Raw genomic sequence first — 25438 nt, forward strand, 5'->3', positions numbered from 1 at the left:
AAACGCTGCCGCGCCTCTCCCGTCGGCACCGCATCCGCCCTCGACCAGCCGATCAACGGCTCTCCGGACGCCCCGTTCCACCGCCGACTCACCGGCGCCGCCGTCGGCGAAGTCCTTCGTCGGCAATGTCTGTCGTCGGAGACCTCTGCTACCGGCGCTGCTCCGAAACCCCGTTGTCGCCGCGCTGAGCCCGAGCCGACGTCCCCTGGATAGAGCTCTTAGCCGGCGGTGCCTCCAGCCGGCGGTGCCTCCAGCCGGCGGTGCCTCCAGCCGGCGGTGCCTCCAGCCGGCGGTGCCTCCAGCCGGCGGTGGCCTCTCATGATCGTGGCCTGCGCTGCTCCCGCCAGTGCCGCTCGCCCGCCGTCTCCGTTCCCACACTCCTTGTGTGACCGTTCGTGCGCCCATTTATCGCGACCGATTAAACCGCTTTCGTGACTACGAGTAATCGCACCTTCTCGCCCCCACCTACCCTCCCGCCAACCTTTGCTCTGCTTACCTGGTCGAGCGCCTACGGCGACCCGTCCGTACCGCGGCTTTTGTGCGAAGCGCAGCCGAGGTAAGCAGAGCAAAGGTGGGTGGGGTGGGGGAGAGGGGGCGGGTGAGGGGTGTTACTGAGAGTGACGGAGGGTGGATGGGAGGGGTGGCGGGGAGGTGGGGGTGAGGGGGAAGGTGCTGGGCATGACGAGGGAGAAGGCCAAGAGGAAGCGGCGGGCGGCGGGGTACGGCGGCGTGGTGGGCGGGGTGGTGGAGGGGTTTCCGATTGCGGGGTTGGTGCGGCGGGCGCGGCGGATGTCGGACATGAGTCAGCGGGATCTGGCGCGGGAGGCGGAGGTGTCGCCGGCGGCGGTGGCGAGGGTGGAGACGGAAGGGCTGGCGCCGAGCGTGGCGTTGCTGCAGCGGATTCTGGCGGTGGCAGGGCTGCATCTGGTGGTGGTCGATCCGGAGGGGCACATCGTGCAGCCGATGAGCGTCTGGGATGAGACGTATGACGGTGCCGAGCGGCGGTATCCGGCACATCTGTCGACGATCCTTGATCCGCGGGCGGGGGACTGGTGGGGGGACCAGTACGGGCTGGCACGGCCGCCGGAGACGTTTCACCGGTCCCGTGAGCTGAGGGAACGGCAGCGCAGGCGAAGTCAGTGGGAGGTGCGGGTGGCGAAGTACCGCAATGATCCGCCGCCGCCGTTGTGCACGGTCTGGGTGGAGGACGGTGATGTGGAGAGGCCCGCCACCAGGGTGGGTGACGGGCCTCGTGCGTACGCGTTGTTCGGTGATGTCAGTCGTCGTTGAGGATGGTGCCGATCGCGATCGGGTCGGCCTGGCGGAGGCCGGGGATGCCGGCGACGAGCAGCGTGAGCTTCTCGTCGGACTCCTTCTTGCGGTCGCCGTTGACCGACACCGGGAAGGTGGTGCTGGTCTGGCCGGCGGCGATGGTGGCGCACCGGATCAGAGGGCTGTAGTCCGATCCGGCCGAGGCGGTGATGCCCAGCGTGGTGGCGCAGACGACGACCGGCTTGTTGGTGGCGCGGGACAGCGACACCGTGAACGTCAGCGGGCGGGTGCTGCTGTTGCCCTCGGCGATCTGGGCGTCCGCGACCGTCAGCGACGGGCGGGTGTGGAAGCGGGCGACCTGCGGGTCGTGGTCGCTGCTGCCCCGGGAGCCGTTCGCCTCGTCCTCGGCGGACCAGTCCGCGTTGATGTGGGCGGCGCGCATCTCGATCAGGTCGGCGTAGAGCGCGTCGTTCACGAACAGATGGTCAAGCGTCTGGGTCTGGCCCTCGTACGAGTACGAGTAGGCGGACGAAGGCGCGTCGGCCAGCAGGTCGTCGTAGAGGTTGTGCAGGCCGGACTCGTAGAGCGGGCCGAGCTGGTCGGACGGGACCGGGTTCGCGGCGGTGGCGATCGGATCGTCGGGGCGCGGGAACACGTTCAGGTCACCGCCGTAGATGACCTTGGCTTGGGCGTCCGAGGCCTCGATCGCGTCCACGATCGCGGCACCGTAGGCGGCCTGTTCCCGGCGCTGGCCCACCCGGGAGTCGGGACCTGACGAGTAGTGGTTCGCCACGGCCCACAGTGTGTACGTGTCGGACGAGCCGGGCGCGGCCCTGACGGTGAACCTGCCGACCTGCGGGGCGCGGGTGAAGACGTTCGTGCCGTCGATGCCGGTGGTCGTGTCCACGTCCGCGGGAAGCACGGCGTTGAGCGTCTTCGGGTTCTGCACGTCCGTGTTGGTCGCCAGGCCCGCGCTGCGGTACCTGACAGCGGGGGACGCGCCGAGCACCGGGTCGCCCGCGGCAGCAGGGGCCAGCGACAGCCGGTCCGTGCGGTAGAGGAACGCGGCGGTGATGCCGCGCGCGTCCGCGCCGTTCCGGTCGTAGGCGGTGGCATAGGCGGGGCCGCCGGCCCTGGAGACGGTAAGCGCCAGCTCCTGGAGCGTGTCCGGGGCGCCGTCCGCGTTGTTCGTCGTGCCGCAGACCAGTTGACCGGCGGCCACCGTGCAGATGTCCTGGTCCTCGGCCTCCTCGACAAGGATCAGGTCCGGCGAGTGCAGGTCCTTGGTGATCTGGTCGGCGAGGTTGGCGAGCTGGGTGTCGTACTCCGCCTGGCTGGCCGGCACGTAGTCGAACGGCGGTGACACGCCCGCACAGCCGGTGTTGCCGGTGAAGTCGCAGCCGTCGAACGGGTCGTCGCGGAAGTCGTAGAGGTTCTCCACGTTGTACGACGAGATCGCCAGCTCGGCACCGCGGTCGGCGGGCTTCGGCGGGTTGTTCCTCGACGGGTCGGCGCCGGCCGAGAACGAGGCGGCCTCGGCCTGCACGGCGTACTTCTCGAACGTGTAGTAGAGGCCCCCGACGGCGTCGCGGGTGAGCGTGTCGAACGTCGTGGCGCCGGGAAGCAGCGCGGTGCTGTCGTTCGCGGCCGCCTTCACGCCCATGCTCGCGATCAGGATGCGGCTGCCGTTGCCGTTGTCGAACAGCTCGGCGGGCACGTCGTCAAGCGGGTGCGCGTCCCGGAAGACCCGGCGCGCGTACTGGTCGTTGCGCGCGAGGATCGGGTCGTCCCGGTCGAGCAGCCACACCTCGGAGTCGGCCGTCGACGGAAACACGTTGCGTCCGCTGACAGTCCTGGACCCGGACCGGACGCGCATGCGCTCGCCCTCGTGCCGCTCCCAGTAGCGGTCCGCGACGGCCAGGTCCGCAGGCGGGCGCGCGTCGGTCGTGGCCACCACGGTGTCCACCTGCAGGCCGGACGCGACCGTGCGGACCAGCGAGGCGCCGCTGAGCTGCGTGTAGTTGTAGTACTCGGAGACGCGGGCGCGCAGCACGACCTCGTCGCCGGGCACCGGCACGTAGCCGCCGACGAGCGAGGTGAACGTGCTCATGAAGACGAAGATCCCGTCCGCGCTGTCCGGGTCGTCGTCGGTCGCGCCCAGCCGGCTCTGCAGGAAGAAGCCGTAGGTGGTGGCGCCGGCCGCGGTCCGGGCCTGGGCGAGCTGCGTGATCACGCCCTGCACGACGTGGTAGCTCGCGCTGCTGCCGTTCCCGGAGGCCGGGGCCAGCGGCGAGCGGTGGTCGCGCGCGTTGCCGGAGTCCGGCGTGGCGCCCTGCACCTCACCCACGGTCAGCACCTCGGCGACCGTCACACTCACCGTGCAGGTCGTGGCGCCGCCCTCGGCGTCGGTCGCGGTGACCGTGACCGGGTAGGTGCCGGCCGGTACGTCCGCGGTCACGCCGATCGTGGCGGACGCGGTGCCGCCCACCGCGGTCGCCGGCGTGAACGCGGTGCGGGAGATACCCGGCGTGGCGGAGGCGACGGCCAGGTCCGTGATCACGTCGTCCGCGTCGGCCGCGGTGACCGTGCCGCTGCCGGCCGTGCCGACCACGGTCGAGATCGGAGCACAGGACAGCACCGGGGGTACGTCCACCGGCCCGCCGCCGTCGGCCACGTGGAACCCCAGCCCGTCCACGGTGTCCGTGGCGAAGCCGGCCCACTGTGCCGCCGGGTCGAACGCGTCGTCGATCGTGGTGTCGCCCGCGGTCACGGACGGGAGCCGGCGCAGCGTGTTGTCGGCCGTGCTGGTCAGGCCGGCGCCCCACTCGGTGCCCGGGTCCACGCCGGCCTGGCCCAGCGAGTCGACCACTGTGGTGCCCTTGGCCAGCACGATCGCGTCGTCGCCGTTGTAGAAGCTCGCGCTCGACGTCTGGTCTGCGGCGGCCAGGATCGCCGCGTTGGCGGACGCGTGGGCTAGCACGAACACGTCCCCGTCCACGACCGAGCCGGTCAGCGGCACGCTTGTGAACGAGGTCGCGCCGTTGAAGTAGAACCGGAGCGAGTATGCGGAGAGATCCACCGCCGCGCCCGTACCGTTGTAGATCTCGACGGCCTTGTTGTTGCTGCTGCCTTCGAGGTATTCCGAGATGAGCAGGTCGGGCGGCGCGGCGGTCGCCACACCGGGTACGAGGCCTACCGCCGCGACGGCGGTGACCGTACCGGCCAGTGTGGCGCGCCAGAGTCGAGGGCGCATGAATCCTCCAGGGCGGGACGATCAGAACCAACGCACGTTAAGGCGTGGCACCGGCAGGCGTCCATCGATTGGTGATACTCCCTGTTAATTCTTGGATTCGCAGGTCAGATGCCCTCCAGGCGATGCACCAGTTCGCCCACATCGGCCCCGTATTCGCACCACTCGCGGTCGGGCTGGAAACCGAGCTCCGCATTGACCTTGAGCATGGACTCGTTGGACTGTGCGTTCCACGTCTGCACCTCGGTCAGGCGTGGTTCGGCCGACCGCAGCTCGAACAGCATGCGCGCCTTGATCGCCCGGTCGATGCCGTACCCCCGGTGGTCCTGCACGACGATCGTGTCGTACTGGTCCGCGCGCGTCGGGTGCTGCGCCGGGACGACCACCTCGGTCAGGCCCGCGACCGCGCCGGACTTCTCGTGCACGGCCAGCACGATGTGCGGCGTCATGCCGCGGCGGTGCAGCGTGTTCAGGCTCTCCCGCAGGCGGCGGGCATCGTACGAGCTGGGGCGCAGTTCCAGGTCGCCGCTGTCGTTGTCGCGCAGCTCCGCCTTGGCCATCGCGTACGCCTCAAGCATGTCGTCCGGCGGGCCGCCCGGAAAGTACTCCACGCGGTAGCCGGCCGCGATGCCGCGCGCCATCTCGCCGAGCGCAAGCCAGTCCATCGTGGACAGCCGGAGCACGCTGCGGGTCTCGACGTACTCCCGCTCGAAGCCGAGCGACTCGAAGAACGCGATCGCCGGGGTGTCGCCGACCACCTCCACGCCGACCGAGGAGAAGCCCTCGGCGAACAGGCGGCGGACGGCCGTGGCGACCAGGCGGCGGGCCAGGCCGGTCCGGCGCATGCCCGGGTGGACGAGCACCTCGAGCACGCCGATGCCGCCCAGGAGCAGCACGTTGACCATGCCGGACAGGCTGCCGTCAGTCTCCTGGGAGACCCAGGAGACGCGGCGCTCGCTCGGCATGGTCTCGGTCAGGTAGGGCCGGAGATGGTCGTTCCGCCACGGCGGGTCGTCCGGAAGGTCGGCCGCGAGCACCGCGTTAAGCGTCTCCAGCAGGGACTGGAGCTCGCTGTCCGGCGCCGTCCGGGGGTCCCACTCGCGCACTGTCACGCCTACAGCTTGCCGTGATCGCCCGCCGCACGGAAGCCTCCGCTCCTCCAATGTGCGTATGTCGTCACTCTACGTGCGACTACGGATGCCGAAGTCGTTCGCCGCCTCGTACACCGACTGCGCGTAGGGCTCCACGTTGTTGTAGGTCAGGATCGCGTTCCACCAATCTTCCGTGGTCGCCAGGTCCTTCCCGTTCGCACACAGATAGTTACCGGCCGCGAGCGCCGCATCATCGATGTCGTTCGGGTCGCTGACACCGTCGTTGTCCGCGTCGGCCTTCCAGATCGCCCAGGTCGTCGGGATGAACTGCATCGAGCCGATCGCCCGGTCGTAGGTGGTGTCGCCGTCCAGCCGCCCCTGCTCCGTGTCCGGGATCAGCTTGCGGTCGCCCTGGCCGTCCAGCGGCAGTCCCTGGATCGGCGGGTTCGACTCGCCGTCCGGGAGCAGCGTCGCGCCGTTCGCCCGGCCGTGGTTGGACTCGACCTTGCCGATCGCGGCAAGCGTCGTCCAGTTCAGGTGGCAGTTCGGCAGGCGCTGGCCGACCACCCACTCCGCGTACCCGTAGGCCTGCATCGCCACCGGCGGGATGCCTGACTTCGCGCTCACCTGCTGTGCCCAGCCGGCGAGCGCGTCCGCGGGACGTACGCCCGCCACCGGCGCGGTCGGTGTGACGCCCCCGGCCGGATCCCCCGGCAGCGTCGGCAGGCCTGTTACCAGCGGCGGCACCGGGAACTCCGGGCCGGGCGCGGCCGCGGTCGGGTCGATCGGGCCGGGGGTGGGCTCGGTGCTGGGCGGCGGCTGCGCGGCCGTCCTGGAGCCGGCGACGGCCGGGACCAGGTAGCCACCGGTGGCGCCCGCGGCGACGAGCAGCACGAGCAGCAGCAGTCCGGGCAGGGTCAGGCGGCCCCACCGGCTGCGACGCCAGGCGGCGGCACCGTCGAGCGAGCGCTGCGCCATCCCGTGTACGGCGGGGAGGCGGCGCAGCATCGGGTTGAGCGGGACGGCCGCGTGGCGGGGGGTGCCGGGCGGGCGTAGCCGGCGGCGGGTGAGCCGGGCCAGGCCGTAGGCGGCGCTGACGGCTGGAGCGCCGTCGCCGGCCTTTCCGGCGTCCTTGACCGGGGGCAGGTCGGTTTTGGTGGCGGCCAGGTCGCCGGGCGTGCGGGCGTTGTCCGAGATCGGGGGCTTCGTCGTCGCCGCGGTCGTTCCGGACCCGGCCTCGTCAGCTTTCAGGGCCGGTTCCACGGGCCTGTCAGGCTTCGCCGCCGCGTGCGCCCCGACGGGTCCGGGTACGCCGGCGTGGGTGCCCACCTCCGGTGCCGCCGGGCCTGCTGCCGGCGCGGGCACATCTGACGTGGCACCGACGACCGGTGTCGGCACGCCGGTCCCGGCGGCCACCACCGGCGCGGGCATGCCGGTCTTGGCGCCCACCTCCGGCTCGGAGGCCCTGCCCGTGCCGGCCGGAGTCGAGGGCTGCGCCGCGCCGGCCGGACCTGCCGCCTTCCGGACGCCGGGTACGCCCTCGTTCATCCCGCTGTCGGGTGAGTCGACCTCGATCACCGAGGTGCCGCTCCCGCGCCGGGCGGCGTCTCCCTCGCGCGAAACCCGTGCCGCGCCGCCGGTCGTACCCTCAAGGGATTTGCTGTGTTTTGGGGCTTTTTCGGGGGAAGGTTCCGGTTGCTCTATCGAGTCGCTTGCGACGCCCCAGGACCGAGGTCCGGGACCGGTGCGCTTATCCGGATTTGTCGGATTTGCCGCAGATGTAGCCTCTGCTGAGGATGATGGTTCCTTGCTCGGACTGTCCATATTCGGCATCACTGACTCCGGCCGGCCGTCCCCGTCCATCACGGTCCGAACATTACCCATGTCCGCGTGGCTGCCGGAACCGGCGCGCGCCGCCGTACCCTCTCCTCATGCCACGCTACGACTTCCGCTGCCGTGCCTGCGGCGCAACCTTCGAGGTCAACCGGCCGATGACCGAGGCCGGCGCGCCTGCGGCGTGTCCGGACGGGCACGACGACACGGTGAAATTGCTCTCCACCGTCGCGGTCACCGGACGCGGCGGGGCTGCTCCGGTGCGGTCCGGGGGCGGCGGCTGCTGCGGTGGGGCCTGCGGTTGCGGTTAGGGCTATAAAGGGCCTATATAACCGTAATCAACGGAGGTTCAAACACGTGCGGATGGGCCTTTCGGATGATCATCCGGATGGGTGTGAGCTCTGACCTGTCGTGCCACAACCGGCCCCGGTCGTTCTCGTTAGCCCAGCCGTAGTCGCCCGGATGACCCCGGTGCGGCCGAAACGGCGGCTCGTTGACCTCACCCGCGGCTACTACCTTGGGGGAGCCGGGGCCATCCGTTTCGAGGATGTACCTGGTCCGACAGGTACGGCAGCATGATTCGCGACTTCCAGGGGGCGGAGGTTCCACGCGTGCCGGCAATGGATCACCTGCCAAGCGGCCTGGTGACGTTCTTGTTCACCGACATCGAGGGTTCAACCCGGTTGGCCCAGATGCTCGGCGGCGGATATCGCCCGGTGCTCGAAGAGCATCGGCGGCTGCTTCGCGAGATCATCACGGCACACAACGGCATCGAGCTGTTCACCGAGGGTGACTCCTTCTTCGTCGCGTTCGCCGACGCGTCCGACGCGGTCACCGCCTGCCTGACGGCCCAGCGCGCACTTGCGGCACACCACTGGCCCGCCCCCGGCGGCGTCGCGCCCAAGGTGCGGATGGGCCTGCACAGCGGCTACGCCACGCCGATCGGCCGGGAGTACGCGAGCCCCGAGGTGCACCGCGCGGCCCGGGTCGCCGCGGCCGCGCACGGCGGCCAGGTGCTCTGCTCGGCCGCGACCGCCCGCCTCGCCGCGGCGATACCGCACGACACCGCCATGGTCGACCTGGGCCTGCACCGGCTGCGCGGCTTCGACGGGCGCGAGCGCCTGTTCCAGCTGGCCGCGCCCGGCCTGGAGACCGACTTCCCGCGCCCGCGCACCGAGGCGGCCGCGCACAACCTGCCGCACCAGGCGACCACGTTCGTCGGCCGCGGCGCGGAGTGCATCGAACTGGCCACGCTCATCGAAACGCATCGCCTGGTCACGGTGGTCGGCCCGGGCGGCGCGGGCAAGAGCCGGCTCGCGGTGGAGACCGCCGGCGGCCTGGTCGAGCGCTTCCCGGACGGCGTCTGGTACGTCGACGTCGCCCCGGTCACCGACTCCGGGCTGGTCGCGTTCGCGGTCGCGGCCGTGCTCGGCCTGCGCCCCGAACCGGGCCGCCCGATCCTCGACACGCTCGTCGAGTCCGCCGCCGGCCGCCGCATGCTGCTCGTCCTGGACACCGGCGACGCCCAGCTCGCCGCGGCCGCCGAGGTGATCGCCTCGCTGCTGACCGGCGGCACCGGGGCGAAGGTGCTGGCCACCAGCAGGGAGCCGTTCCGGGTGGCCGGCGAGGTCGTCTGGCGGATACCGCCGCTGTCCGTGCAGCCGGGCCCCGGCGGCGCCCCCTCCGACGCGGTCGCGCTGCTGATGGACCGCACGTCCCTGGCCCGCGGCGGCCGCGCCCCCAGCCCTGCCGAGGTCACCCACCTGGCCCGCGTGGCCGGACGCCTCAACGGCCTGCCGCTCGCGATCGAACTGGCTGCCGCCCGCCTGCGCCTCCTCTCCGCAAGCCAGCTCGCGGAACGCCTCGACGACCTGCTCGGAGTGCTCGACGCCGGCTCCGGCGACACCGACGCCACGGTCGCGATCGGCCCGGCGGCCCGCGCCGCGTCCGCCGCCTCCCGCAACCAGACCATGCAGGCCACGGTCACCTGGTCGTACCGGACGCTCGGCCCGCGCGCCGCCCGCCTGCTGCGCTGGCTGTCCGTCTTCGCCGGCCCGGTCGACCTGCCCACCGTCGAGTGGGTGCTCAAGGACGACCCGCTCGACCCGCTTGCCGTGCTCGTCGACAAGTCGATGGTCCAGGTCGAGCCGCACGCGTCCGGCACGCTCTACCGCATCCTCGACCCGATCAAGGCCTACGGCGCCCGCCGCCTGGCCGACGCCGGCGAGGAGAACTTCGCCCGCGACCAGCACGTCGACTGGTCCATGCAGGCCCTCCAGCGCGCCCACCTCGACCAGGCCGGCCTGCCGATCACGCTGTCGCTCTACGCGCTCGACCCGCTCGCCGACGAGGTCCGCGCCGCGCTGCGCTGGACCTCCACCGGCGGCAGCGCCCGCTCCGGCCTGCACCTGGCCCAGGGTCTCGACCAGTGGTGGCGCGAGCGCGGACTCGCCCGTGAGGGCCGCCTCTGGCTGTTCCGGATGTACGGCAGGATGGCCGAGACCGGCGAGCACATCCCCGACGCCGAACTCGCCCTGGCCTACCACATGCACTCCCTGCACGCCGGTGCCGACGGCGAGTCCGCGGAGGAGCAGCGCTTCGCCCAGCGGGCCGAACTGCACGCCCGCCGCTCCGGCGACCCCGGCCTGCTCGTCCGGGTGCTCTCCACCCGCGGCGGCCCGCTGATCTTCCAGGGCCAGTACGCCGAGGCCGAGCGCCAGGTCTGCGAGATCATCGAGTGGGCCACCGCCAACGGTGTGCCCGGCGACGCGCTCTACGCCATCTACAGCCTCGCCGAGCTGCTCTGGCGCCGTGGCGCGCTCGACGAGGCCGCCGAACTGCTCGGCGCCGCCCGCAACGTCGAGGCCGGCCGCCCGCTCGAACGCGGCCGCCGCGGCGTCGACATGCTCCTCGGCATGATCGCGCTCGGCCGCGGCGATCTGGTCGCCGCCCACGAACACCTGGTCGTCGCGCTCCGCTCCCGGATGGGCCACGGCTTCCACCGCCGCGCCACCGACACGATCAACGCGATGGCCGTCCGCTGCGCCATGGGCGGCGACCCGGTCAACGCCGCCCGCCTCTTCGGCGCCACCGCCGCCATGCGCTCCTCACTGCGCAGCACGCCCGGCATCTTCGCCAACTACTGGACCGAACACCAGCAGTTCGTCCGCGCCGTCATCGGCGACACCGCCTTCGACCGCGCCTACGCCGAGGGCAACGACCTCTCCCTCCCCGAGGCCGCCGCCGCAGCCCTCGCCATCGAACACCCCGACCTCAGCTCCGACGGCCGCTTCCTCGACGCCGGCCGCCTCCTCACCCTCGACACCCGCACCATCGAGCTGCCCCCCGGCCGCCGCCCCTGAAACCCACAATCAACGTCCTCTTCCCACACCCGCGGTGGCCCGGCCCGCACGCTCCCGCGGGCAAACCTCCGCGCCGGGCTCCGCTGGCGCTCCGCACGTCGCTCCGGAGCCGGCCCCGCCGCTGCTCCCGCACCCCTGGGGCCTCCTAACGGCCTGCCACGCGCTCACCGCGGCCCCCAGCGCCCCACCACCGTGCATGTCCCCGGCGACTCCAGCGCGACCTCGATCACTCGGCATTGCAGAGCGTGACGACTCGAACGCTTGACGTGTCCGAATTCTGCATTTCCCGTACTTCGCGGTGCTTCGCCATCTATTCCCCGCCTCAGGCGCCACCTCCCGCCAACCTTTGCTCTGCTTACCTAGCGGCGAATCCATCCAAAACGGACCCCGGCATCGACTCCTTCGCGCCAGCGCAGGGCATGTAAGCAGAGCAAAGGCTGGAAGGAGAGGGCTGGTTTGGGGTGGGCGTGAAATTACTCTGAGTGATTTCATGGGTTCGGTTCAGGAGGGCTGGTGGCGGTGAGTGGGGGTGAGGGTGGTGGCAGGAAAGAGCGTCGGAGGGCGGGGATCGACGGTTGTTTTCACGGCCTCTGCGAAAAATTCAGTCCGGCACTTCTATTGAAGTCAGACGATTCGCGCAGACTGAGGACCCGCTTGGGTGACTCGCCGGTAACCAGCCGGTGGGCTGCCGGGGCGGAGATGCCGGACGCCCCGCGTCACCCCGCGGGCCTACCGCTCAGGAGCCCCCATGTTCCCTCCGCTCTCGGCTCGATTCCCCATCCTCACGAGGGCCGGCACCGTCCTGGTGGCGCTGCTGGCCGTGCTGGCGATCGCGAGTCCCGCCGCGGCGGCCGTGACGCCGCAGCAGAAGGCCGCGACACTGGCGAGCTTCACGCAGACCAGCGCGGCCAGCTTCAACACCTGGAACTCGGCGCGGCAGAATCAGGGCGCCTGGGCCGAGTACGGGTTCGACTGGTCGACCGACTACTGCTCGTCGAGCCCGGACAATCCGCTCGGGTTCGACTTCACGCTCTCCTGTTACCGGCACGACTTCGGGTACCGGAACTACAAGGCGGCCGGCACGTTCTCCGCGAACAAGAGCCGGCTCGACTCCGCGTTCTACGAGGACCTGAAGCGCAAGTGCGCCACCTACTCGTCCGCGACCCGCCCGGCCTGCCAGAGCCTGGCGTGGGTCTACTACCAGGCCGTGTCGGTCTTCGGGTCGGTGTCCGCGGTCAAGCAGTCCGATCTGGACGAGGCGGCGACGTTGAAGGCGCAAGGGCTGAAGGCCGAAGCCAACGCGGCCTGAGCGGTGATCGACGTGTGGGGCCTCCGAGGAGGCCCCACACGCGTCAGATCGTCCAGGTGTCGCCGGCGTGCAGCAGCCCGGCCAGCTGCTCCTCAGGGGTGCCGGTGGATGCGGCCCGCGCGTCCGCCACCTGCTGCTGGAGCACCTCGTCGTAGGTCGGCCGGGTGACGGCACGGAATACGCCGATCGGGGTGTTCCGCAGGTCGAGGGCGGGCAGGCGGGACAGCGCGAACGCGTACGCCGGATCCGTCACGGTCTGATCGTGCACCACGATCTCGCCGGGGTCCGCGGATGCGGTGGGCCGCACCGAGAGGCCGAAGCCGCCGGGCGGGTGGGTCACGCACGAGTCGCCGAACGTGATCGGCTGCCCGTGCTCAAGCCGGATCAGGTAGTCGTCACGCGTACCTGCATCCTTGAGGGTTTCGAAGGCTCCGTCGTTGAAGATGTTGCAGTTCTGGTAGATCTCCACGAAGGCGGAGCCCCGGTGCGCGGCGGCGGCCCGGAGCACTGACTGCAGGTGCTTGCGGTCCGAGTCGATGGTGCGGGCCACGAAGCCGGCCTCCGCGCCGAGTGCCAGCGACAGCGGGTTGAACGGTGCGTCCGCGGAGCCGACAGGCGTCGACTTGGTGATCTTGCCGAGCTCGGAGGTCGGCGAGTACTGGCCCTTGGTCAGCCCGTAGATCCGGTTGTTGAAGAGCAGGATCTTCACGTTGACGTTGCGGCGCAGTGCGTGGATCAGGTGGTTGCCGCCGATGGAGAGCGCGTCGCCGTCGCCGGTCACCACCCAGATGGACAGGTCGGGGCGGCTGGCGGCCAGGCCGGTCGCGATCGCGGGGGCGCGGCCGTGGATCGAGTGCAGGCCGTACGTGTTCATGTAGTACGGGAAGCGGGACGAGCAGCCGATGCCGGAGATGAAGACGATCCGCTCGCGCGGGATGTTCAGCTCCGGCATGAAGCCCTGCACGGCGGCGAGGATCGCGTAGTCACCGCAGCCGGGGCACCAGCGGACCTCCTGGTCGGACTTGAAGTCTTTCGCGGTGAGTTTGAGCAGCTCAACCATTCTTCACCACGTCCTCCAGCATGGACTCCAGCTCGCCGGCCGTGAACGGAAGGCCGTTGACCTTGTTGAACGGGATCGCGTCGATCAGGAACCGGCCGCGGATCACGTGGTGCAGCTGCCCCAGGTTCATCTCCGGGATGACCACGCGGTCGTAGCGGGCGAGGACGTCGCCCAGGTCGGCAGGCATCGGATGCAGGTGCCGCAGGTGCGCCTGCGCGATCGTCAGGCCGCGCTGCCGCAGTGCCCGGCAGGCCGCCCCGATCGGCCCGTACGTCGAGCCCCAGCCCAGTACGAGCACGCGGGCGTCGCCGTCCGGGTCGTCGACGTTCAGGTCCGGCACCGGGATGGACTCGATGCGCTGCGCCCGGGTCCGCACCATCAGGTCGTGGTTGGCCGGGTCGTACGAGATGTCGCCGGTCTTGTCCGCCTTCTCCAGCCCGCCGATCCGGTGCTCCAGGCCGGGCGTGCCCGGGACCGCCCACGGCCGGGCCATCGTCTCCGGATCCCGCAGGTACGGCAGGAAGCGGCCGTCCGGCGCGTTGGCCGCGGAGGCGAACTCCACGGTCAGGTCCGGCAGCGACTCGACGGACGGCAGCAGCCACGGCTCCGACCCGTTCGCCACGTAGTTGTCGGACAGCAGGATCACCGGCGTCCGGTAGGTGAGCGCGATCCGGGCCGCCTCGATCGCGGCGTGGAAGCAGTCCGACGGGGACTGCGGCGCGACCACCGCGACCGGTGCCTCGCCGTGCCGGCCGAACAGCGCCATGTTCAGGTCGGCCTGCTCGGTCTTGGTCGGCATGCCTGTCGACGGGCCGGCCCGCTGTACGTCCACGATGACCAGCGGCAGCTCCAGGGCCACTGCCAGCGAGATCGTCTCGCCCTTGAGGGCCACGCCGGGACCGCTTGTGGTGGTGACGCCGAGCGCGCCGCCGTAGGAGGCGCCCAGCGCGGCGCCGATCGCCGCGATCTCGTCCTCGGCCTGCATGGTGGTGATGCCGAACCGCTTGTGCTTGGACAGCTCGTGCAGGATGTCCGACGCCGGGGTGATCGGGTACGCCCCGAGGAACACCGGCAGTTTCGCCCGTACGCCCGCGGCCACCAGGCCGAGCGCGAGCGCCGCATTGCCGGTGATGTTGCGGTACGTCCCGGCGGCCATCGGCGCGGGACCGATCTCGTACCGCACCGCGAAGTCCTCGGTCGTCTCGCCGAAGTTCCACCCGGCGCGGAACGCGGCCTGGTTCGCCGCGACCAGCTCCGGCCGGGCGGCGAACTTGCGCTCCAGGAACCGCAGCGTGGACTCGAACGGCCGGGAGTACATCCAGCTGAGCAGCCCGAGCGCGAACATGTTCTTGGCCCGTTCGGCGTCCTTCTTCGACACGCCGGTGCCGGCCAGCGCGGCCACTGTCATCGAGGTGAGTGCCACCGGATGCACCGCGAACCGGCCGAGCGAGCCGTCGTCAAGCGGATTCGCCGCGTACCCCACCTTGGTAAGGCTGCGTGTGCTGAACTCGTCCGTGTTGACGATGATCTCGGCGCCGGCGGGCAGGTCCGCCAGGTTCGCTTTCAGGGCGGCGGGGTTCATCGCGACAAGCACGTCAGGTGCGTCGCCCGGGGTCAGGATGTCGTAGTCGGCGAAGTGGACCTGGAAGCTTGAGACGCCCGGCAGCGTGCCGGCCGGCGCCCTGATCTCGGCGGGGAAGTTGGGGAGCGTGGAGATGTCGTTGCCCAGCTGCGCCGTCTCCGACGTGAACCGGTCTCCGGTGAGCTGCATGCCGTCACCGGAGTCTCCCGCGAAGCGGATGACCACCCGATCCAGCCGGCGCACCTGCTTGCTCATTGACCCACCCTTCGATCGCCGCAAAGCCCTTCGATCGCGCAAAGCCCCGGACCGTGTGGGTCCGGACTTTCAGGAGCCGATGTGGGCGAGGCCACACCACACCAGAGCCTACGTCGCTTCCGCGACGATCGGCTGTCGCGGCGATGACCCAGCGTGGCGGCAACTGCGTTGACGAGGGCGGAAACCCCTCCGATGTCGAGGTGAGTGAATCCGCCGGCCCTGGGTGCCGCCGAGCAGGCCATCGACCGGTATGCACCGTGCCCGGCCGGGCGGCCCGCGACGTGACCGGCTTCGGCACCGAGCTGGTGCGTGTGCGCCGGCCGCCGAGCGATTAGGCTCGGCGGGCGTGGAGGGATATCTGGGCTCCTACGCCACGCTCGGCCTGCTGCTGCTTGCCGGCTTGCTCTTCTTCGTGGCCGCGTTCGGGGCGAACAGGCTGCTCCGCCCGTCCGCGCCGGCCGATCCGTTCGGCAAACGCGAGCCGTACGAGTGCGGTCTCGACCCGGTCGGCGGCGACTGGGCGCAGGCGCAGATCCGCTACTACGTCTACGCGTACCTCTACGTGCTCTTCGCGGTGGAGAGCGTCTTCCTGTTTCCGTGGGCGGTGGTCTTCGACCGGCCCGGTTTCGGCGCCGCCACGGTGGTGGAAATGGCCGTTTTTGTCGCCGTTCTGGCACTTGGCATCCTCTACGCCTGGCGCAAGAACGTCCTCCGCTGGAGTTGACGCACGGGGTGGCGGTCTCGCCATGATCAGTTCGTCGTGCCACGATCGCCGCTATGGGTCTGTTCATCACTCTCATCACGGCGCTCGTCGTCGCGGCGATCATCTTCGGAGTCACGGTCCTGGTCAGCGGCGGCGATCCCGCGTTGTCGACGGCGGAGCCGGACGGGCGTGCCGTGCCGCTGCCCGGCAGCCGCCCGCTGCTGGAGGCCGACATCGCCGACGTCCGATTCGACACCGCGCTGCGGGGATACCGGATGGCCCAGGTGGACCAGGCGCTCCGCCGTGCCGCCTACGACATCGGGTACAAGGAGGAGCTGATCGGCGTGCTCGAGGCCGAGGTGTCCGCATTGCGTGACGGCCGTCTCGAGGACGCGGACGCGCTCCGCAAGGCGCGGGAGGAGGCGTTGGCCCCGGCCGCGCCCGAGTCCGCTGTGTCGCCTGTGCCTTCTGTGTCACCATCCGAAAACAACGACAAATCCGACGGTACGCCCTCAGAGCCCGAGGTTGACGCAAAGGCCGACGAGCCGGTGGCGACCGACTCTACGGTGAAGGCATGACCCAGCCCGACCCGGCCGAAAACCTCCGGGAGGCCGCCACCCCCGGCACCGGTGAAGTGACCGCGACCGTGATCGTCAAAGCGCCCGCCGCCACGGTCTTCGCCGCGTTCACCGCCTGGACCAAGCAGGGCGAGTGGATCCCGTTCACCAAGGTCCGCGTGGTCGAGGGCGACGGCGGCGAGGGCAGCCTGGTCGAGGCCGTCACCGCGATCGGCCCCGCCGTCCTCAAGGACGAGATGCGCGTCGTCCGGGTGGACGCGCCCTACGAGGTCCGGGTGGTCCACTGCGGCAGGCTGCTCCGGGGCCCAGGCGTGCTGCGCTGCACCCCGATGGAGAACGGCAGCACCCAGGTGGTCTGGCACGAGTGGTTCCACCTGCCCGCAGGCGCCGCCGGCAAGATCGCCTGGCCACTGCTCTGGCCCGGCTCCAAGGTCAGCCTCACCCAGGCGCTGAAGCGGTTCGCCACGATGGTCGAGAGCGGCCGCCTCCCCTGAGTCCCTGTCGTACCCCCCGCTTATGGTTGCCGGATGTCTGACCTGGTCGTGGGCGAGGACGGCCTCGCCCGCTGCATGTGGGGCGCCAGCACGCCCGATTACGCCGTCTACCACGACGGCGAGTGGGGCCGTCCGGTCCGCGGCGACGACGCGCTCTACGAGCGTCTGACGCTTGAGGCGTTCCAGTCCGGGCTGTCCTGGCTGACCATCCTGCGTAAGCGTCCCGCGTTCCGCACCGCGTTCGCCGGCTTCTCGATCGCACGCGTCGCCGAGTTCGGCCCCGCCGACGAGGCGCGCCTGATGGCCGACGCCGGCATCGTCCGCAACCGCCTGAAGGTCGAGGCCGCCCTGGCGAACGCGCGCGCCGCCCTCGACCTGCCGGACGGCCTCTCCGCGTTGCTCTGGTCGTTCGCCCCGCCGCCGCGCCCGCGCCCCGCCACGTTCGCCGAGGTGCCGGCGATCACCCCCGAGTCGACGGCGATGGCGATGGAGCTGAAGAAGCGCGGCTTCCGCTTCGTCGGCCCCACCACCGCGTACGCGTTGATGCAGGCGACCGGCATGGTCAACGATCACCTCCGCGGCTGCCACGTCGAGCTGTAGGCCTCCCGCACGTCTCGTGGTGACGCCCGCCCCGTGTCCCCGGGGTCTCGGCTCCCGCCGCACGGGGCCGTGATGAGATGGGCCCATGGTGCAGCAATGGGCGATTGTGCTTCCGGACGAGCGGCTGAAGCAGGAGCGGCTCTACCACCACGACTTCGTGGAACTCACCGACGTGCTCGCCGAGACTCCCGCGTCCGCACACCCGGAGCTCGGCGACGAGGTCGTGCTTCTCACCGACGAGCCGAAGCCCCGCGCGGTCGCCGTCGGCCACATCGGCGGACTGCCGGCCGCCGGCGCGCACGCCCGCCAGGTCGTCTACTCCCGCCGCGCCTTCGACCACCCGCAGCCCGCCGGCGCGCTGAGCATCGAGGGCCCGGCCACCCGGCTCACCCCGGACGAGTTCGCCTCCCTGGTCGGCCGCTTCGGCCCGCCGCTCGACCGTCGTACCTGGCTGGTCAGCGTCGACCTCCCGATCGAGGCCACCACCCAGGCCGAGGCCGTCCGCCTCTTCTGGTCCTACGTGCGTGACCTCGGCCCGGCCGAACTCCCCGCCTTCGTCTCCCCGGCCGGCGACGAACTGGCGATGCAGGCCTTCGTCCTCGGCGAGGAGACCAACCTCGACCCCGAGGAAGAGGACGAGGACTGACCCTCCCCGAACCGGCGGCGCCCCCCGCCCGAAGGCCGGGCCCATCGGCCCTGAGCCGGCCTATCTCCGGCCCCGGCGGCCGTTTCTGGGCTCGACGCCCGACGCCCTGGGCCTGTGTCCACCGTTTTGGGCCTATGCCGAAGAGTCTGAGTTCGCTGCCGTCCGTCCCGCGTCCGCGGCCGTCTGCCCAGCCTCTCGGATGCTGAGCCGAAGCTCAGTCGTGGTCTCAATCAAGATCATAAAACCAGGGCTCGTGGCCCCCGTTTCCCCAGGCTTTGCTCTGCTTACCTATTGGCGGCCGACGTGTCTGGAGCCGCGCCTGGGTGCTGGTGCTGCGCAAATTTGCCCCCATGTAAGCAGAGCAAAGGCGGCCGGAGAGAGACTCGGGGGCCGGACGGATTCCTTTACTTGATCATGATTTGATCGGCCGGCCGGCCGCCGCCCTGGCGATAAGGCGGACGCCAACCCGGCCGGCAGGCGTGCCCCAGCGTCCCGGCAGGAAGACAACTGGCAGGCTCCGGCAGGAGGGCGCCTGGCAGCCTGAACCGCCCAAGGCCGTCGCTCAGCCGACCGAGGACGTCTCCATCCGCGTGGCCGCGCTGAACGGCCAGGGGGCGTGACGCCCGCGTTCGCTGCCGGCGTTGGCCGCCCGCGTTGGCTGTCGGCGTTGGCCACTAGCGCGTTGGCAGCTGGCGTTGCCGCCGCGCTGAGGGCCGCCGGCGTTGGCTTCTGCCGCTGGCCACCGGAAGAGGCGGCCCAGCGCACCCGACGTCAGTTCGCCTGGTGGCTGGGCGCTCGGTGGGGGTGTGCTCAGCGGGCCGCTTCAGTGGCGTGCTCAGCGGACTGAGCCAGGCGGACTGAGCCAGGCGGAGTGAGTCAGGCGGCGGGAGAGGGCTAGCGGCCTTCGAAGATTGGCTTCTCTTTGTTGACGAAGGCGGTGGTGGCGTTGCGATGGTCGGTCGTACCGCCGGTGATCGCCTGGGCCTGGGCCTCGGCGGCGAGCGCGTCCGAGAGCGTGCCGGCCGTACCCACGGAGAGTTCGCGTTTGATCGCGGCGTAGGCGACGGTCGGGCCGGCGGCGAGTCGTGCGGCCAGTTCCTGGGCGACCGGCAGGACCTGGTCGTCGGTGTCGGTCAGGCGGGTGAGCATGCCGAGTTTGTACGCCTCGGCGGCGGGCAGCGGCTCGGCGAGGAGCAGCAGCTCGACGGCCTTGGCGTGGCCGACGATGCGCGGGAGCGACCAGGAGATGCCGGTGTCGCCGGCCAGGCCGACGTTCGCGAAGGCCATCAGGAAGGTGGTGGCGGGGCCGCCGATCCGGAAGTCGGCAAGCATCGCCAGGGAGGCGCCGGCGCCGGCGGCGGTACCGCGGACGGCGGCGATCACGGGCTTGGGCAGGTTCGCCAGGCGCTGGGCGATCGGGTTGTAGTGGGCGCGGACCGTGGAGAGCGGGTCGGCGCCGCGGGTGTCAAGCGTGGCGACGTGCTCCCGCAGGTCCTGGCCGACGCAGAAGGCCCGGCCGGCGCCGGTGAGCACGACGGCGCGGACGCTCCGGTCCGTCTCGATCTCCTGGAGGGTGTCCCGCAGCGCCTCCTTCAGTGCCACGTCCAGTGAGTTCATCGACTCGGGACGGTTCAGGACGAGGGTGAGGACGCCTTCGGAGCGCTCGATCAGCAACGGTTCGGTCACGATGCGCGGGCCTTTCTGTGGTGGATGGAGCGGGTCCAGCGTGCGGGCCGGGGTCAAGCCGGGCCGCGTCCGGACTGCGCAAGACAATGCTCGACGTACCGGTCTGCCGCGGGGCGTAGCCGGGACGCGTGTCGGTCGAAGAAGGTGGCAGCGGACGTTCCGGGCCACCCGTCCGGGAGCAGCGACGGTGGCAGTTGCGGGTCGCGGAACAGGAACTGGCGCCAGGAGTGGACGAGTTGGAACCGGGCCGCGTACGCCTCCAGGTCGTCGCTTCGCGAGGTCACCCCGGAGACCACAGGCGTCAGGTCGGTGACGAACCGTTCGTAGGCCCTGCCTATCTCGCCCAGGTCCCAGGCCCGGCGCACGAGCGAGCTGGCCCCGGCGGTGCCGCCGCTGTGCGTGGAACTGAACCGCTCGTAGCTCACGCCGGCCTCGGTGATCAGGCGATCCACGTCCTCTCCTGGGCGGGGCGCCACCCAGGTCTGCTCGTCGAGTGCGCCGTAACCAAGGTAGGTGAGCGTGTCGGCGAGCCGCTGCCGGTCCCGCCGGTGGACCGGAAGCCGTAAGATGATCAAGTCGAAGTGCCCGTCCCACGCGGGGCGGTTGGTGCGGTAGATCCGGACCGCGGCGTCGTCCAGGCGGCGCACGGCTTTCGGGGTCAGCAGGTACCCGGGGCCGGAGGCGAGCCGGAGCGGATGCAGCCAACCCTGCCGCACCATGCGTGACACGGCGGTACGCACGGCGGGCGCGGCGATCTCGAGGGGAGCGAGCAGTCTGACCAGGGCGGCGATGGGGGCGCGTCCACCTCGGGCGCGGAGATGGTCCCCATAGAGGTCGAAGAGGGCAGACCGTGCCTGCATGACCGCACATTGTGACAGCCAAAAAACGTATAAGCTAGAGACTGTCATAAGTCTGCAGCCTCGGTTTGGGTCTTGAGGCGTTCATCAGGGAAAATCGTTGGTCGGCAGCGCGGGCTGGGCCGGTCAGATGGGAAACCAGCCCGCAAACGGGTGACGCGGGACGGGCAATGGGCCGTCCGGTCAGCCGGGCCGTCGCCGGCGCGGGCTGTGCGTGCCGGCGGTGATGGGAAGTGGCTGTGGGGCAACCCATTGACCCTGGTGTAGGTCTGAGGGGAGACAACATGGCGGCGATGAAGCCGCGGACGGGCGACGGTCCGCTGGAGGTCACCAAGGAAGGCCGGGGGATCGTCATGCGGGTTCCACTGGAGGGTGGTGGGCGGCTCGTCGTCGAGATGACCCCGGACGAGGCAAATGCGCTCGGCGACGCGCTGAAGGCCGCCGCCGGCTGATTGTTTTCGCACCCGCCGGTACGGGATCCCGTACCGGCGGGTCTTTGCTGCCACGACCACTGTTGATCGCGGTGGTCGACCGCATGACGCGTGGAATGTGAGAAGAGCATGCCGAACGTCCGCCTGGTCTCCGAGCCGGATCTGACCGGCGTGGTGGTGCTGCCGGTCCGCCCGGTGGCCGAGCCCGCCGAGGATGGTCCCGCCGCCGAGCTGGTGGAGGTCGGCACCGCGCTTCCGGCCGAGGTGAGCGCGGAGGCGACCGCGTTCCTGGCCGAGTCCGAGGCGACCGGTGCGGCGGGGACCACTGCGGTTCTGCCGCGGCCATCCCGTACCCCCGGGACATTGATTTTCGTGGGGATCGGTGACGCGGACGAGGCGGGCTGGCGTGCGGCCGGGGCGGCGGTGACCCGCGCGCTGGGCAAGGCACCGGCCGCGACAGTGCTGCTGCCGGCTGGTGTGACAGGCGATGCGGTGCGCGGCCTGGCGGAGGGCCTGCACCTCGGCGCCTACCGGTTCACCGTGCCGGCCGGGTTCGACGAGGCGGGCCCGGAGCCGGCCGAGATCGCGCTTGCGGCGGGTGGCGACTTCGCCGCGGAGCTGACCACTGCTTCGGTGGTGGCGGCCGCGACGAGCCTGGCCCGCGACTGGACCAACACGCCGTCGTCGGTGAAGAGCCCGGCCTGGCTGGCGGGCGAGATGGCCTCCGCTGGTGGCAAGCCCGGCCTGGACGGCGTCGGCGGCCGCGCGGAGATCACGGTCCGCGACGAGGCGTGGCTGCGCGAGCAGGGCTTCGGCGGCGTGCTCGCGGTCGGCGGCGGCTCGGTGAACGGGCCGCGGCTGGTCGAGGCGGCGTGGAGCCCGGAGGGCGCGACCACGCACGTCGTGCTGGTCGGCAAGGGCATCACGTTCGACACCGGCGGCATCTCGATCAAGCCGGTCCCGTTCATGAAGCTGATGCGCAAGGACATGGGCGGCGCCGCGGCCGTGATCATGGCGGTGCACGCGGCGGCGGCGCTGCGGCTGCCGGTCAGGGTGACCGCGCTGGCCCCGCTCGCCGAGAACATGGTGAGCGGCTCCGCGTTCCGCCCCGGCGACGTGATCCGCCACTACGGCGGCCTGACAAGCGAGACCACGAACAGCGACGCCGAGGGGCGGCTGGTGCTTGCGGACGCGATGGCGTACGCGGTGGACCGGCTCGCGCCCGACCAGCTGATCGACCTCGCCACGCTTACCGGCGCGGCAGCTGTGGCGCTGGGCAAGACGATGGCCGCACTGTTCAGCCCGGACGACGCGCTTGCGAAGGCGATCGCGGACGCGGCCGAGGCGGCGGGTGAGCGCACCTGGCGGATGCCGCTCGCCGACGAGTACGCGGACGGCCTGCGCAGCGACATCGCGGACCTCTACAGCGCGCCGACCGCGGTCGGGACGATCTCGGCCGCGCTGTACCTGCGCGAGTTCACCGGCGACCTCCGGGACCGCTGGGTGCACCTGGACATGTCCCCGCCGTCCTGGTCGGACGGGGTGGACGGGGTGCTGGCCAAGGGCGCGACCGGCTGGGGTGTGCGCACGCTTGTGCGTTACCTCACGACGCTCGCTTGACGGCGGAGAGCAGGCCCGCGCCGACCGGGAGCAGCGCGGGCACCCAGTCCTCCGATTCCCGGACCGCCTTGACCAGCTCGCGGATCGTGATGGTGGCCAGGTCGCGGGCGGCCGGGTCGCCGATCCGCCCGCCGGCCAGCGCGTTGTGGACCGCCAGCACACCGCCCGGCCGGAGCAGCCGCAGCGCCGCGGACGTGCAGGCCGCGTACTCGGCCACGTCGGCGTCCACGAACACCAGGTCGTAGACGCCGTCCGCGAGCCGGGGCAGCACGTCAAGCGCCCGGCCGGTGATGATCCGGGTCCGGCCGGACGGGAAGCCGCTCTCCACGAAGATCCGCCGGGCGATCCGCTGGTACTCGCTCTCCACGTCGATCGTGGTCAGCACGCCGTCGCGGCGCATGCCACGCAGCAGCCAGAGTCCGCTGACCCCGATGCCGGTGCCGATCTCCACCACCGCCTTGGCGTTCCCGGCGGCGGCGAGCAGGCGCAGCGCGGCCCCGGCCCCGGGCGTGACCGCGCCGAGCCCGACCTCGTGCGCCAGGCTGCGCGCGGTCTGCAGGATCAGGTCCTCCGGGACGTACCCCTCGCTGAACTGCATGGCCTGCCCACCGGGGGTGTCAGCCGATCTGGCGACCGTGGCGATGACGCACCTCCTAAGGCCCGCGTGCGTATGAGCGTAAGGCGGGGACCTCCGGCAGGCATGACGAGCCCCGGTCGCCGGCCGTGTGACACTCATTCCCGCTGATGTCTGCCGCTCGCGGGACCGGCCTCCACCGGGTCCGCTGTGACGGGCGTCGCCGGCCGATCCGCAGGCCCCCGCTTTCGCGGATGTGGAAGGGTGGAGCCTGGCGGGATCCGTGTAATCCTGGACGGGTGACGCCGGCGCGAATTCCGGCGAGATGCGGAGGCACACGAACGTGACCTACGGCGGGATTCCGCCCCAGCCGGGCGCACACGGCACGACGGCCCCGCCCGGTTCCGCGTGGTGGTCCGACGCCATGTCCGACCCCTGGCGGAACCCGTATACGCCTGCTGCTGTCGTGCTGCCCGCCGAGCCGGCCACCGACGGCGACCCCGAGCCGGTCACCGACCCGGACGCGCCCCGTGACCGGGTGTGGCGTCCCGTCGTGCTGCTCAGCCTGGTCAGCGCGCTGCTGGCCGGCGTGGTCGGCGGCGCGCTCGGCGCCACGTTCGTGCTGCGTGGCACCGGCGGCTACAGCGCGTCGCCCGGCGGGTTCCCCGCGCCGTCCGCCGCGGTGCGCCCGCCCGAGTCGCTGGCCGGCGTGGCGGAACGGGTGAGCCCAAGCGTGGTCACGGTCCGGATCGGCGGCCCGCAGGGCGGCATCGGGTCCGGCTTCGTGGTCAGCCAGGACGGCTATCTGATCACCAACCATCACGTGGTGGAGGGCGCGGCCGGGAACGCGATGTCAGTGGTCTTCGCGGACGGCTCCGCGACGCCTGCCACACTTGTCGGCCAGGACCCGGAGTCGGACCTCGCGGTGCTGCGCGTGGACCGGGACGGCCTGGTCCCGGTCGAGTTGGGCGACTCCGACTCGGTGGCGGTCGGTGACCCGCTGCTTGCGTTCGGCTCGCCGCTGGCGCTGAGCGGCACTGTCACGCAGGGCATCGTCAGCGCGCTCGACCGCCCGATCCAGTCGGACCAGAGCGGCCAGGTGCGCTACTACGCGGCCATCCAGACCGACGCGGCAGTCAACCAGGGCAACTCCGGCGGCCCGCTTGTCGACGCGGCCGGGCGGGTGGTCGGCGTGAACGCGGTGATCAAGTCGGTGGCCGGGAACCAGGAGATGGCCGGCAACATCGGCATCGCCTTCGCCATCCCGATCAACCAGGCGAAACGCGTCAGCCAGGAGATCATCGCGACCGGCAAGGCGCGCCGGACCGTGATCGGCGCCGAAGTCGGCAACGCGCCGAACGGGCTGACCGGCGGCGTGCGGCTTGGCACCGTGCAGGCGAACGGCCCGGCCTCCGCCGCGGGCCTGCTCGCCGGCGACGTGGTCACCCGGCTGGACAACCACCCGCTGACCGACGCGATCGACCTGGTAGCGCTGGTCCGTAAGTACGCGCCCGGCTCGGTCGTCACGGTGGAGTACCGTCGCGGTTCGACGGTCCGGACCGCATCGGTGACCTTGGCCGCAGACGCCCAGTAACGATCTGCCGGGCCCCTGCCAATGTCCCCGGCACGTGCGTACTCTTGCCAAGGATGGTCGTAGGAGGGGCACTGTGTTCGAGAACCTCAACTGGTGGGAAATCGGGGCGCTGATTCTGCTCGCCCTGCTGATCTTCGGTGACCGCCTGCCGCAGGTCATCCAGGACGGTCTGCGCCTGATCCGCAATCTGCGCACCATGGCGCGGGACGCGACGAGCGACCTCAGCCGCGAGCTCGGCACCGACATCCAGCTCGAGGACCTGCACCCGAAGGCCTTCATTCGCAAGCATCTGCTCAGCGAGGAGGACGAGGCCGCGCTGCGCAACCCGATCCAGGGCCTGGTCGACTCCGTGAAGCGCGACGTGTCCGGCATCAACGACGAGTTCAAGGACGTCGCCACCGCCGTCGACCCGCGCCGTCCGGCGTCCACTCCGGCTCCCGCGGCCGCGCCTGCCGCCCCGGCCGCCGCCACTCCGGCCAACAAGCCGGCCACGTTCGACTTCGACGCGACCTAGAAGACCCATACAGAAGCGGGGGGGGGGGGGGGCCCCCGGGGGGGGGGGGGGGGGGTATAATTAAGACCCCACAAGGGGGGGGGGCCCCCCCCCATGCCCGGAACCACACCCGCCCCCCCCCCCCCCA

Annotated in this window: 21 protein-coding genes; 13 read left to right on the top strand and 8 right to left on the bottom strand. The window is 71.2% G+C overall.

Annotated elements, in window-relative coordinates; genetic code table 11:
* Positions 1 to 678: 678 nt before the first annotated feature.
* The gene (locus ACIA8K_RS13305; protein ID WP_396058303.1) at positions 679 to 1290 is read left to right on the top strand and encodes a helix-turn-helix transcriptional regulator; all 612 of its coding nucleotides are present in this window, start codon (positions 679 to 681) and stop codon (positions 1288 to 1290) included.
* On the opposite strand, the gene ACIA8K_RS13310 is transcribed toward ACIA8K_RS13305, so the two are convergent.
* The 3 genes from ACIA8K_RS13310 to ACIA8K_RS13320 form a co-directional block, all read right to left on the bottom strand.
* A complete protein-coding gene (locus tag ACIA8K_RS13310) occupies positions 1277 to 4525 on the bottom strand; it encodes a lamin tail domain-containing protein (RefSeq protein WP_396058305.1) in 3249 nt (1082 codons plus the stop codon). The two genes, ACIA8K_RS13305 and ACIA8K_RS13310, sit on opposite strands and share 14 nt — an antisense overlap.
* Positions 4526 to 4629: 104 nt before the next feature.
* Positions 4630 to 5634, bottom strand: coding sequence for a GNAT family N-acetyltransferase (locus tag ACIA8K_RS13315; RefSeq protein WP_396058307.1), 1005 nt, complete (start codon positions 5632 to 5634; stop codon positions 4630 to 4632).
* 69 nt (positions 5635 to 5703) lie between these two features.
* Entirely contained in the window at positions 5704 to 7191 is a 1488-nt protein-coding gene (locus ACIA8K_RS13320) for a murein transglycosylase (RefSeq protein ID WP_396058309.1), read from the bottom strand.
* Positions 7192 to 7544: 353 nt separating this feature from the next.
* On the opposite strand from ACIA8K_RS13320, the gene ACIA8K_RS13325 reads away from it, so the two are divergent.
* The 3 genes from ACIA8K_RS13325 (at position 7545) to ACIA8K_RS13335 (ending at position 12117) form a co-directional block, all read left to right on the top strand.
* Positions 7545 to 7757 (top strand): zinc ribbon domain-containing protein, encoded by a 213-nt coding sequence (locus ACIA8K_RS13325; RefSeq protein WP_396058311.1) that lies wholly within the window; start codon positions 7545 to 7547, stop codon positions 7755 to 7757.
* A gap of 264 nt (positions 7758 to 8021) precedes the next feature.
* On the top strand, positions 8022 to 10808 hold the full coding sequence (locus ACIA8K_RS13330) for an adenylate/guanylate cyclase domain-containing protein (RefSeq protein ID WP_396058313.1): 2787 nt from the start codon (positions 8022 to 8024) through the stop codon (positions 10806 to 10808).
* Positions 10809 to 11556: 748 nt separating this feature from the next.
* The gene (locus ACIA8K_RS13335) at positions 11557 to 12117 is read left to right on the top strand and encodes a phospholipase (RefSeq protein ID WP_396058315.1); all 561 of its coding nucleotides are present in this window, start codon (positions 11557 to 11559) and stop codon (positions 12115 to 12117) included.
* 43 nt (positions 12118 to 12160) lie between these two features.
* On the opposite strand, the gene ACIA8K_RS13340 is transcribed toward ACIA8K_RS13335, so the two are convergent.
* Complete coding sequence (locus tag ACIA8K_RS13340) at positions 12161 to 13177, bottom strand: 2-oxoacid:ferredoxin oxidoreductase subunit beta (protein WP_396058317.1); 1017 nt, start codon at positions 13175 to 13177, stop codon at positions 12161 to 12163.
* Positions 13170 to 15014 carry a 2-oxoacid:acceptor oxidoreductase subunit alpha gene (locus ACIA8K_RS13345; protein ID WP_396058319.1) on the bottom strand — a complete coding sequence of 615 codons (1845 nt, stop codon included), beginning with the start codon at positions 15012 to 15014 and terminating at the stop codon, positions 13170 to 13172. The genes ACIA8K_RS13340 and ACIA8K_RS13345 overlap by 8 nt, the downstream gene beginning before the upstream one ends.
* A 346-nt stretch (positions 15015 to 15360) precedes the next feature.
* Here ACIA8K_RS13345 and ndhC point away from each other — a divergent pair, with 346 nt between their 5' ends.
* From ndhC to ACIA8K_RS13370, 5 genes are all read left to right on the top strand, one after another.
* Positions 15361 to 15738 (top strand): NADH-quinone oxidoreductase subunit A, encoded by a 378-nt coding sequence (gene ndhC / locus ACIA8K_RS13350; protein WP_396058321.1) that lies wholly within the window; start codon positions 15361 to 15363, stop codon positions 15736 to 15738.
* A 53-nt stretch (positions 15739 to 15791) separates the two neighbouring features.
* Positions 15792 to 16295 carry a DivIVA domain-containing protein gene (locus ACIA8K_RS13355; RefSeq protein WP_396058323.1) on the top strand — a complete coding sequence of 168 codons (504 nt, stop codon included), beginning with the start codon at positions 15792 to 15794 and terminating at the stop codon, positions 16293 to 16295.
* Positions 16292 to 16789, top strand: a complete 498-nt coding sequence (locus ACIA8K_RS13360) for an SRPBCC family protein (RefSeq protein ID WP_396058325.1) — start codon at positions 16292 to 16294, stop codon at positions 16787 to 16789. The genes ACIA8K_RS13355 and ACIA8K_RS13360 overlap by 4 nt, the downstream gene beginning before the upstream one ends.
* 33 nt (positions 16790 to 16822) lie before the next feature.
* A complete protein-coding gene (locus ACIA8K_RS13365) occupies positions 16823 to 17389 on the top strand; it encodes a DNA-3-methyladenine glycosylase I (protein ID WP_396058327.1) in 567 nt (188 codons plus the stop codon).
* A gap of 85 nt (positions 17390 to 17474) precedes the next feature.
* Positions 17475 to 18035 carry a hypothetical protein gene (locus ACIA8K_RS13370; protein WP_396058329.1) on the top strand — a complete coding sequence of 187 codons (561 nt, stop codon included), beginning with the start codon at positions 17475 to 17477 and terminating at the stop codon, positions 18033 to 18035.
* A gap of 894 nt (positions 18036 to 18929) precedes the next feature.
* Here ACIA8K_RS13370 and ACIA8K_RS13375 read toward each other — a convergent pair.
* Together ACIA8K_RS13375 and ACIA8K_RS13380 are read right to left on the bottom strand one after the other, a co-directional pair.
* A complete protein-coding gene (locus tag ACIA8K_RS13375; RefSeq protein WP_396058331.1) occupies positions 18930 to 19721 on the bottom strand; it encodes an enoyl-CoA hydratase-related protein in 792 nt (263 codons plus the stop codon).
* 53 nt (positions 19722 to 19774) lie between these two features.
* Positions 19775 to 20581: a PaaX family transcriptional regulator C-terminal domain-containing protein gene (locus tag ACIA8K_RS13380; RefSeq protein ID WP_396058333.1), complete on the bottom strand. Its 807-nt coding sequence runs from the start codon at positions 20579 to 20581 to the stop codon at positions 19775 to 19777.
* Between the two features lie 281 nt (positions 20582 to 20862).
* Between ACIA8K_RS13380 and ACIA8K_RS13385 the strand changes: the two genes are divergently transcribed.
* Both ACIA8K_RS13385 and ACIA8K_RS13390 read left to right on the top strand, forming a co-directional pair.
* Complete coding sequence (locus ACIA8K_RS13385) at positions 20863 to 21030, top strand: DUF3117 domain-containing protein (protein ID WP_007455245.1); 168 nt, start codon at positions 20863 to 20865, stop codon at positions 21028 to 21030.
* Between the two features lie 108 nt (positions 21031 to 21138).
* Positions 21139 to 22629, top strand: coding sequence for a leucyl aminopeptidase family protein (locus ACIA8K_RS13390; protein WP_396058339.1), 1491 nt, complete (start codon positions 21139 to 21141; stop codon positions 22627 to 22629).
* Here the strand turns inward: ACIA8K_RS13390 and ACIA8K_RS13395 are convergent.
* Positions 22613 to 23227 carry an O-methyltransferase gene (locus ACIA8K_RS13395; protein WP_396058341.1) on the bottom strand — a complete coding sequence of 205 codons (615 nt, stop codon included), beginning with the start codon at positions 23225 to 23227 and terminating at the stop codon, positions 22613 to 22615. The genes ACIA8K_RS13390 and ACIA8K_RS13395 overlap by 17 nt on opposite strands.
* A gap of 301 nt (positions 23228 to 23528) precedes the next feature.
* Between ACIA8K_RS13395 and ACIA8K_RS13400 the strand changes: the two genes are divergently transcribed.
* Together ACIA8K_RS13400 and ACIA8K_RS13405 are read left to right on the top strand one after the other, a co-directional pair.
* Complete coding sequence (locus ACIA8K_RS13400; protein WP_396058343.1) at positions 23529 to 24797, top strand: S1C family serine protease; 1269 nt, start codon at positions 23529 to 23531, stop codon at positions 24795 to 24797.
* Positions 24798 to 24870: 73 nt separating this feature from the next.
* On the top strand, positions 24871 to 25311 hold the full coding sequence (locus ACIA8K_RS13405) for a preprotein translocase subunit TatB (protein WP_396058345.1): 441 nt from the start codon (positions 24871 to 24873) through the stop codon (positions 25309 to 25311).
* Positions 25312 to 25438 lie beyond the last annotated feature (127 nt).

Source organism: Catenuloplanes sp. NPDC051500 (genome assembly GCF_044454585.1).
Classification (GTDB): domain Bacteria; phylum Actinomycetota; class Actinomycetes; order Mycobacteriales; family Micromonosporaceae; genus Catenuloplanes.

What these genes read in the sequence shown, in the direction of transcription:
- ACIA8K_RS13305 (WP_396058303.1), top strand. Translation starts at nt 679, where the DNA reads ATGACGAGGGAGAAGGCCAAGAGGAAGCGGCGGGCGGCGGGGTACGGC.
- ACIA8K_RS13310 (WP_396058305.1), bottom strand. Translation starts at nt 4,525, where the DNA reads ATGCGCCCTCGACTCTGGCGCGCCACACTGGCCGGTACGGTCACCGCC.
- ACIA8K_RS13325 (WP_396058311.1), top strand. Translation starts at nt 7,545, where the DNA reads ATGCCACGCTACGACTTCCGCTGCCGTGCCTGCGGCGCAACCTTCGAG.
- ACIA8K_RS13330 (WP_396058313.1), top strand. Translation starts at nt 8,022, where the DNA reads ATGATTCGCGACTTCCAGGGGGCGGAGGTTCCACGCGTGCCGGCAATG.
- ACIA8K_RS13335 (WP_396058315.1), top strand. Translation starts at nt 11,557, where the DNA reads ATGTTCCCTCCGCTCTCGGCTCGATTCCCCATCCTCACGAGGGCCGGC.
- ACIA8K_RS13340 (WP_396058317.1), bottom strand. Translation starts at nt 13,177, where the DNA reads ATGGTTGAGCTGCTCAAACTCACCGCGAAAGACTTCAAGTCCGACCAG.
- ACIA8K_RS13345 (WP_396058319.1), bottom strand. Translation starts at nt 15,014, where the DNA reads ATGAGCAAGCAGGTGCGCCGGCTGGATCGGGTGGTCATCCGCTTCGCG.
- ACIA8K_RS13355 (WP_396058323.1), top strand. Translation starts at nt 15,792, where the DNA reads ATGGGTCTGTTCATCACTCTCATCACGGCGCTCGTCGTCGCGGCGATC.
- ACIA8K_RS13360 (WP_396058325.1), top strand. Translation starts at nt 16,292, where the DNA reads ATGACCCAGCCCGACCCGGCCGAAAACCTCCGGGAGGCCGCCACCCCC.
- ACIA8K_RS13365 (WP_396058327.1), top strand. Translation starts at nt 16,823, where the DNA reads ATGTCTGACCTGGTCGTGGGCGAGGACGGCCTCGCCCGCTGCATGTGG.
- ACIA8K_RS13370 (WP_396058329.1), top strand. Translation starts at nt 17,475, where the DNA reads ATGGTGCAGCAATGGGCGATTGTGCTTCCGGACGAGCGGCTGAAGCAG.
- ACIA8K_RS13380 (WP_396058333.1), bottom strand. Translation starts at nt 20,581, where the DNA reads ATGCAGGCACGGTCTGCCCTCTTCGACCTCTATGGGGACCATCTCCGC.
- ACIA8K_RS13385 (WP_007455245.1), top strand. Translation starts at nt 20,863, where the DNA reads ATGGCGGCGATGAAGCCGCGGACGGGCGACGGTCCGCTGGAGGTCACC.
- ACIA8K_RS13390 (WP_396058339.1), top strand. Translation starts at nt 21,139, where the DNA reads ATGCCGAACGTCCGCCTGGTCTCCGAGCCGGATCTGACCGGCGTGGTG.
- ACIA8K_RS13395 (WP_396058341.1), bottom strand. Translation starts at nt 23,227, where the DNA reads ATGCAGTTCAGCGAGGGGTACGTCCCGGAGGACCTGATCCTGCAGACC.
- ACIA8K_RS13400 (WP_396058343.1), top strand. Translation starts at nt 23,529, where the DNA reads ATGCGGAGGCACACGAACGTGACCTACGGCGGGATTCCGCCCCAGCCG.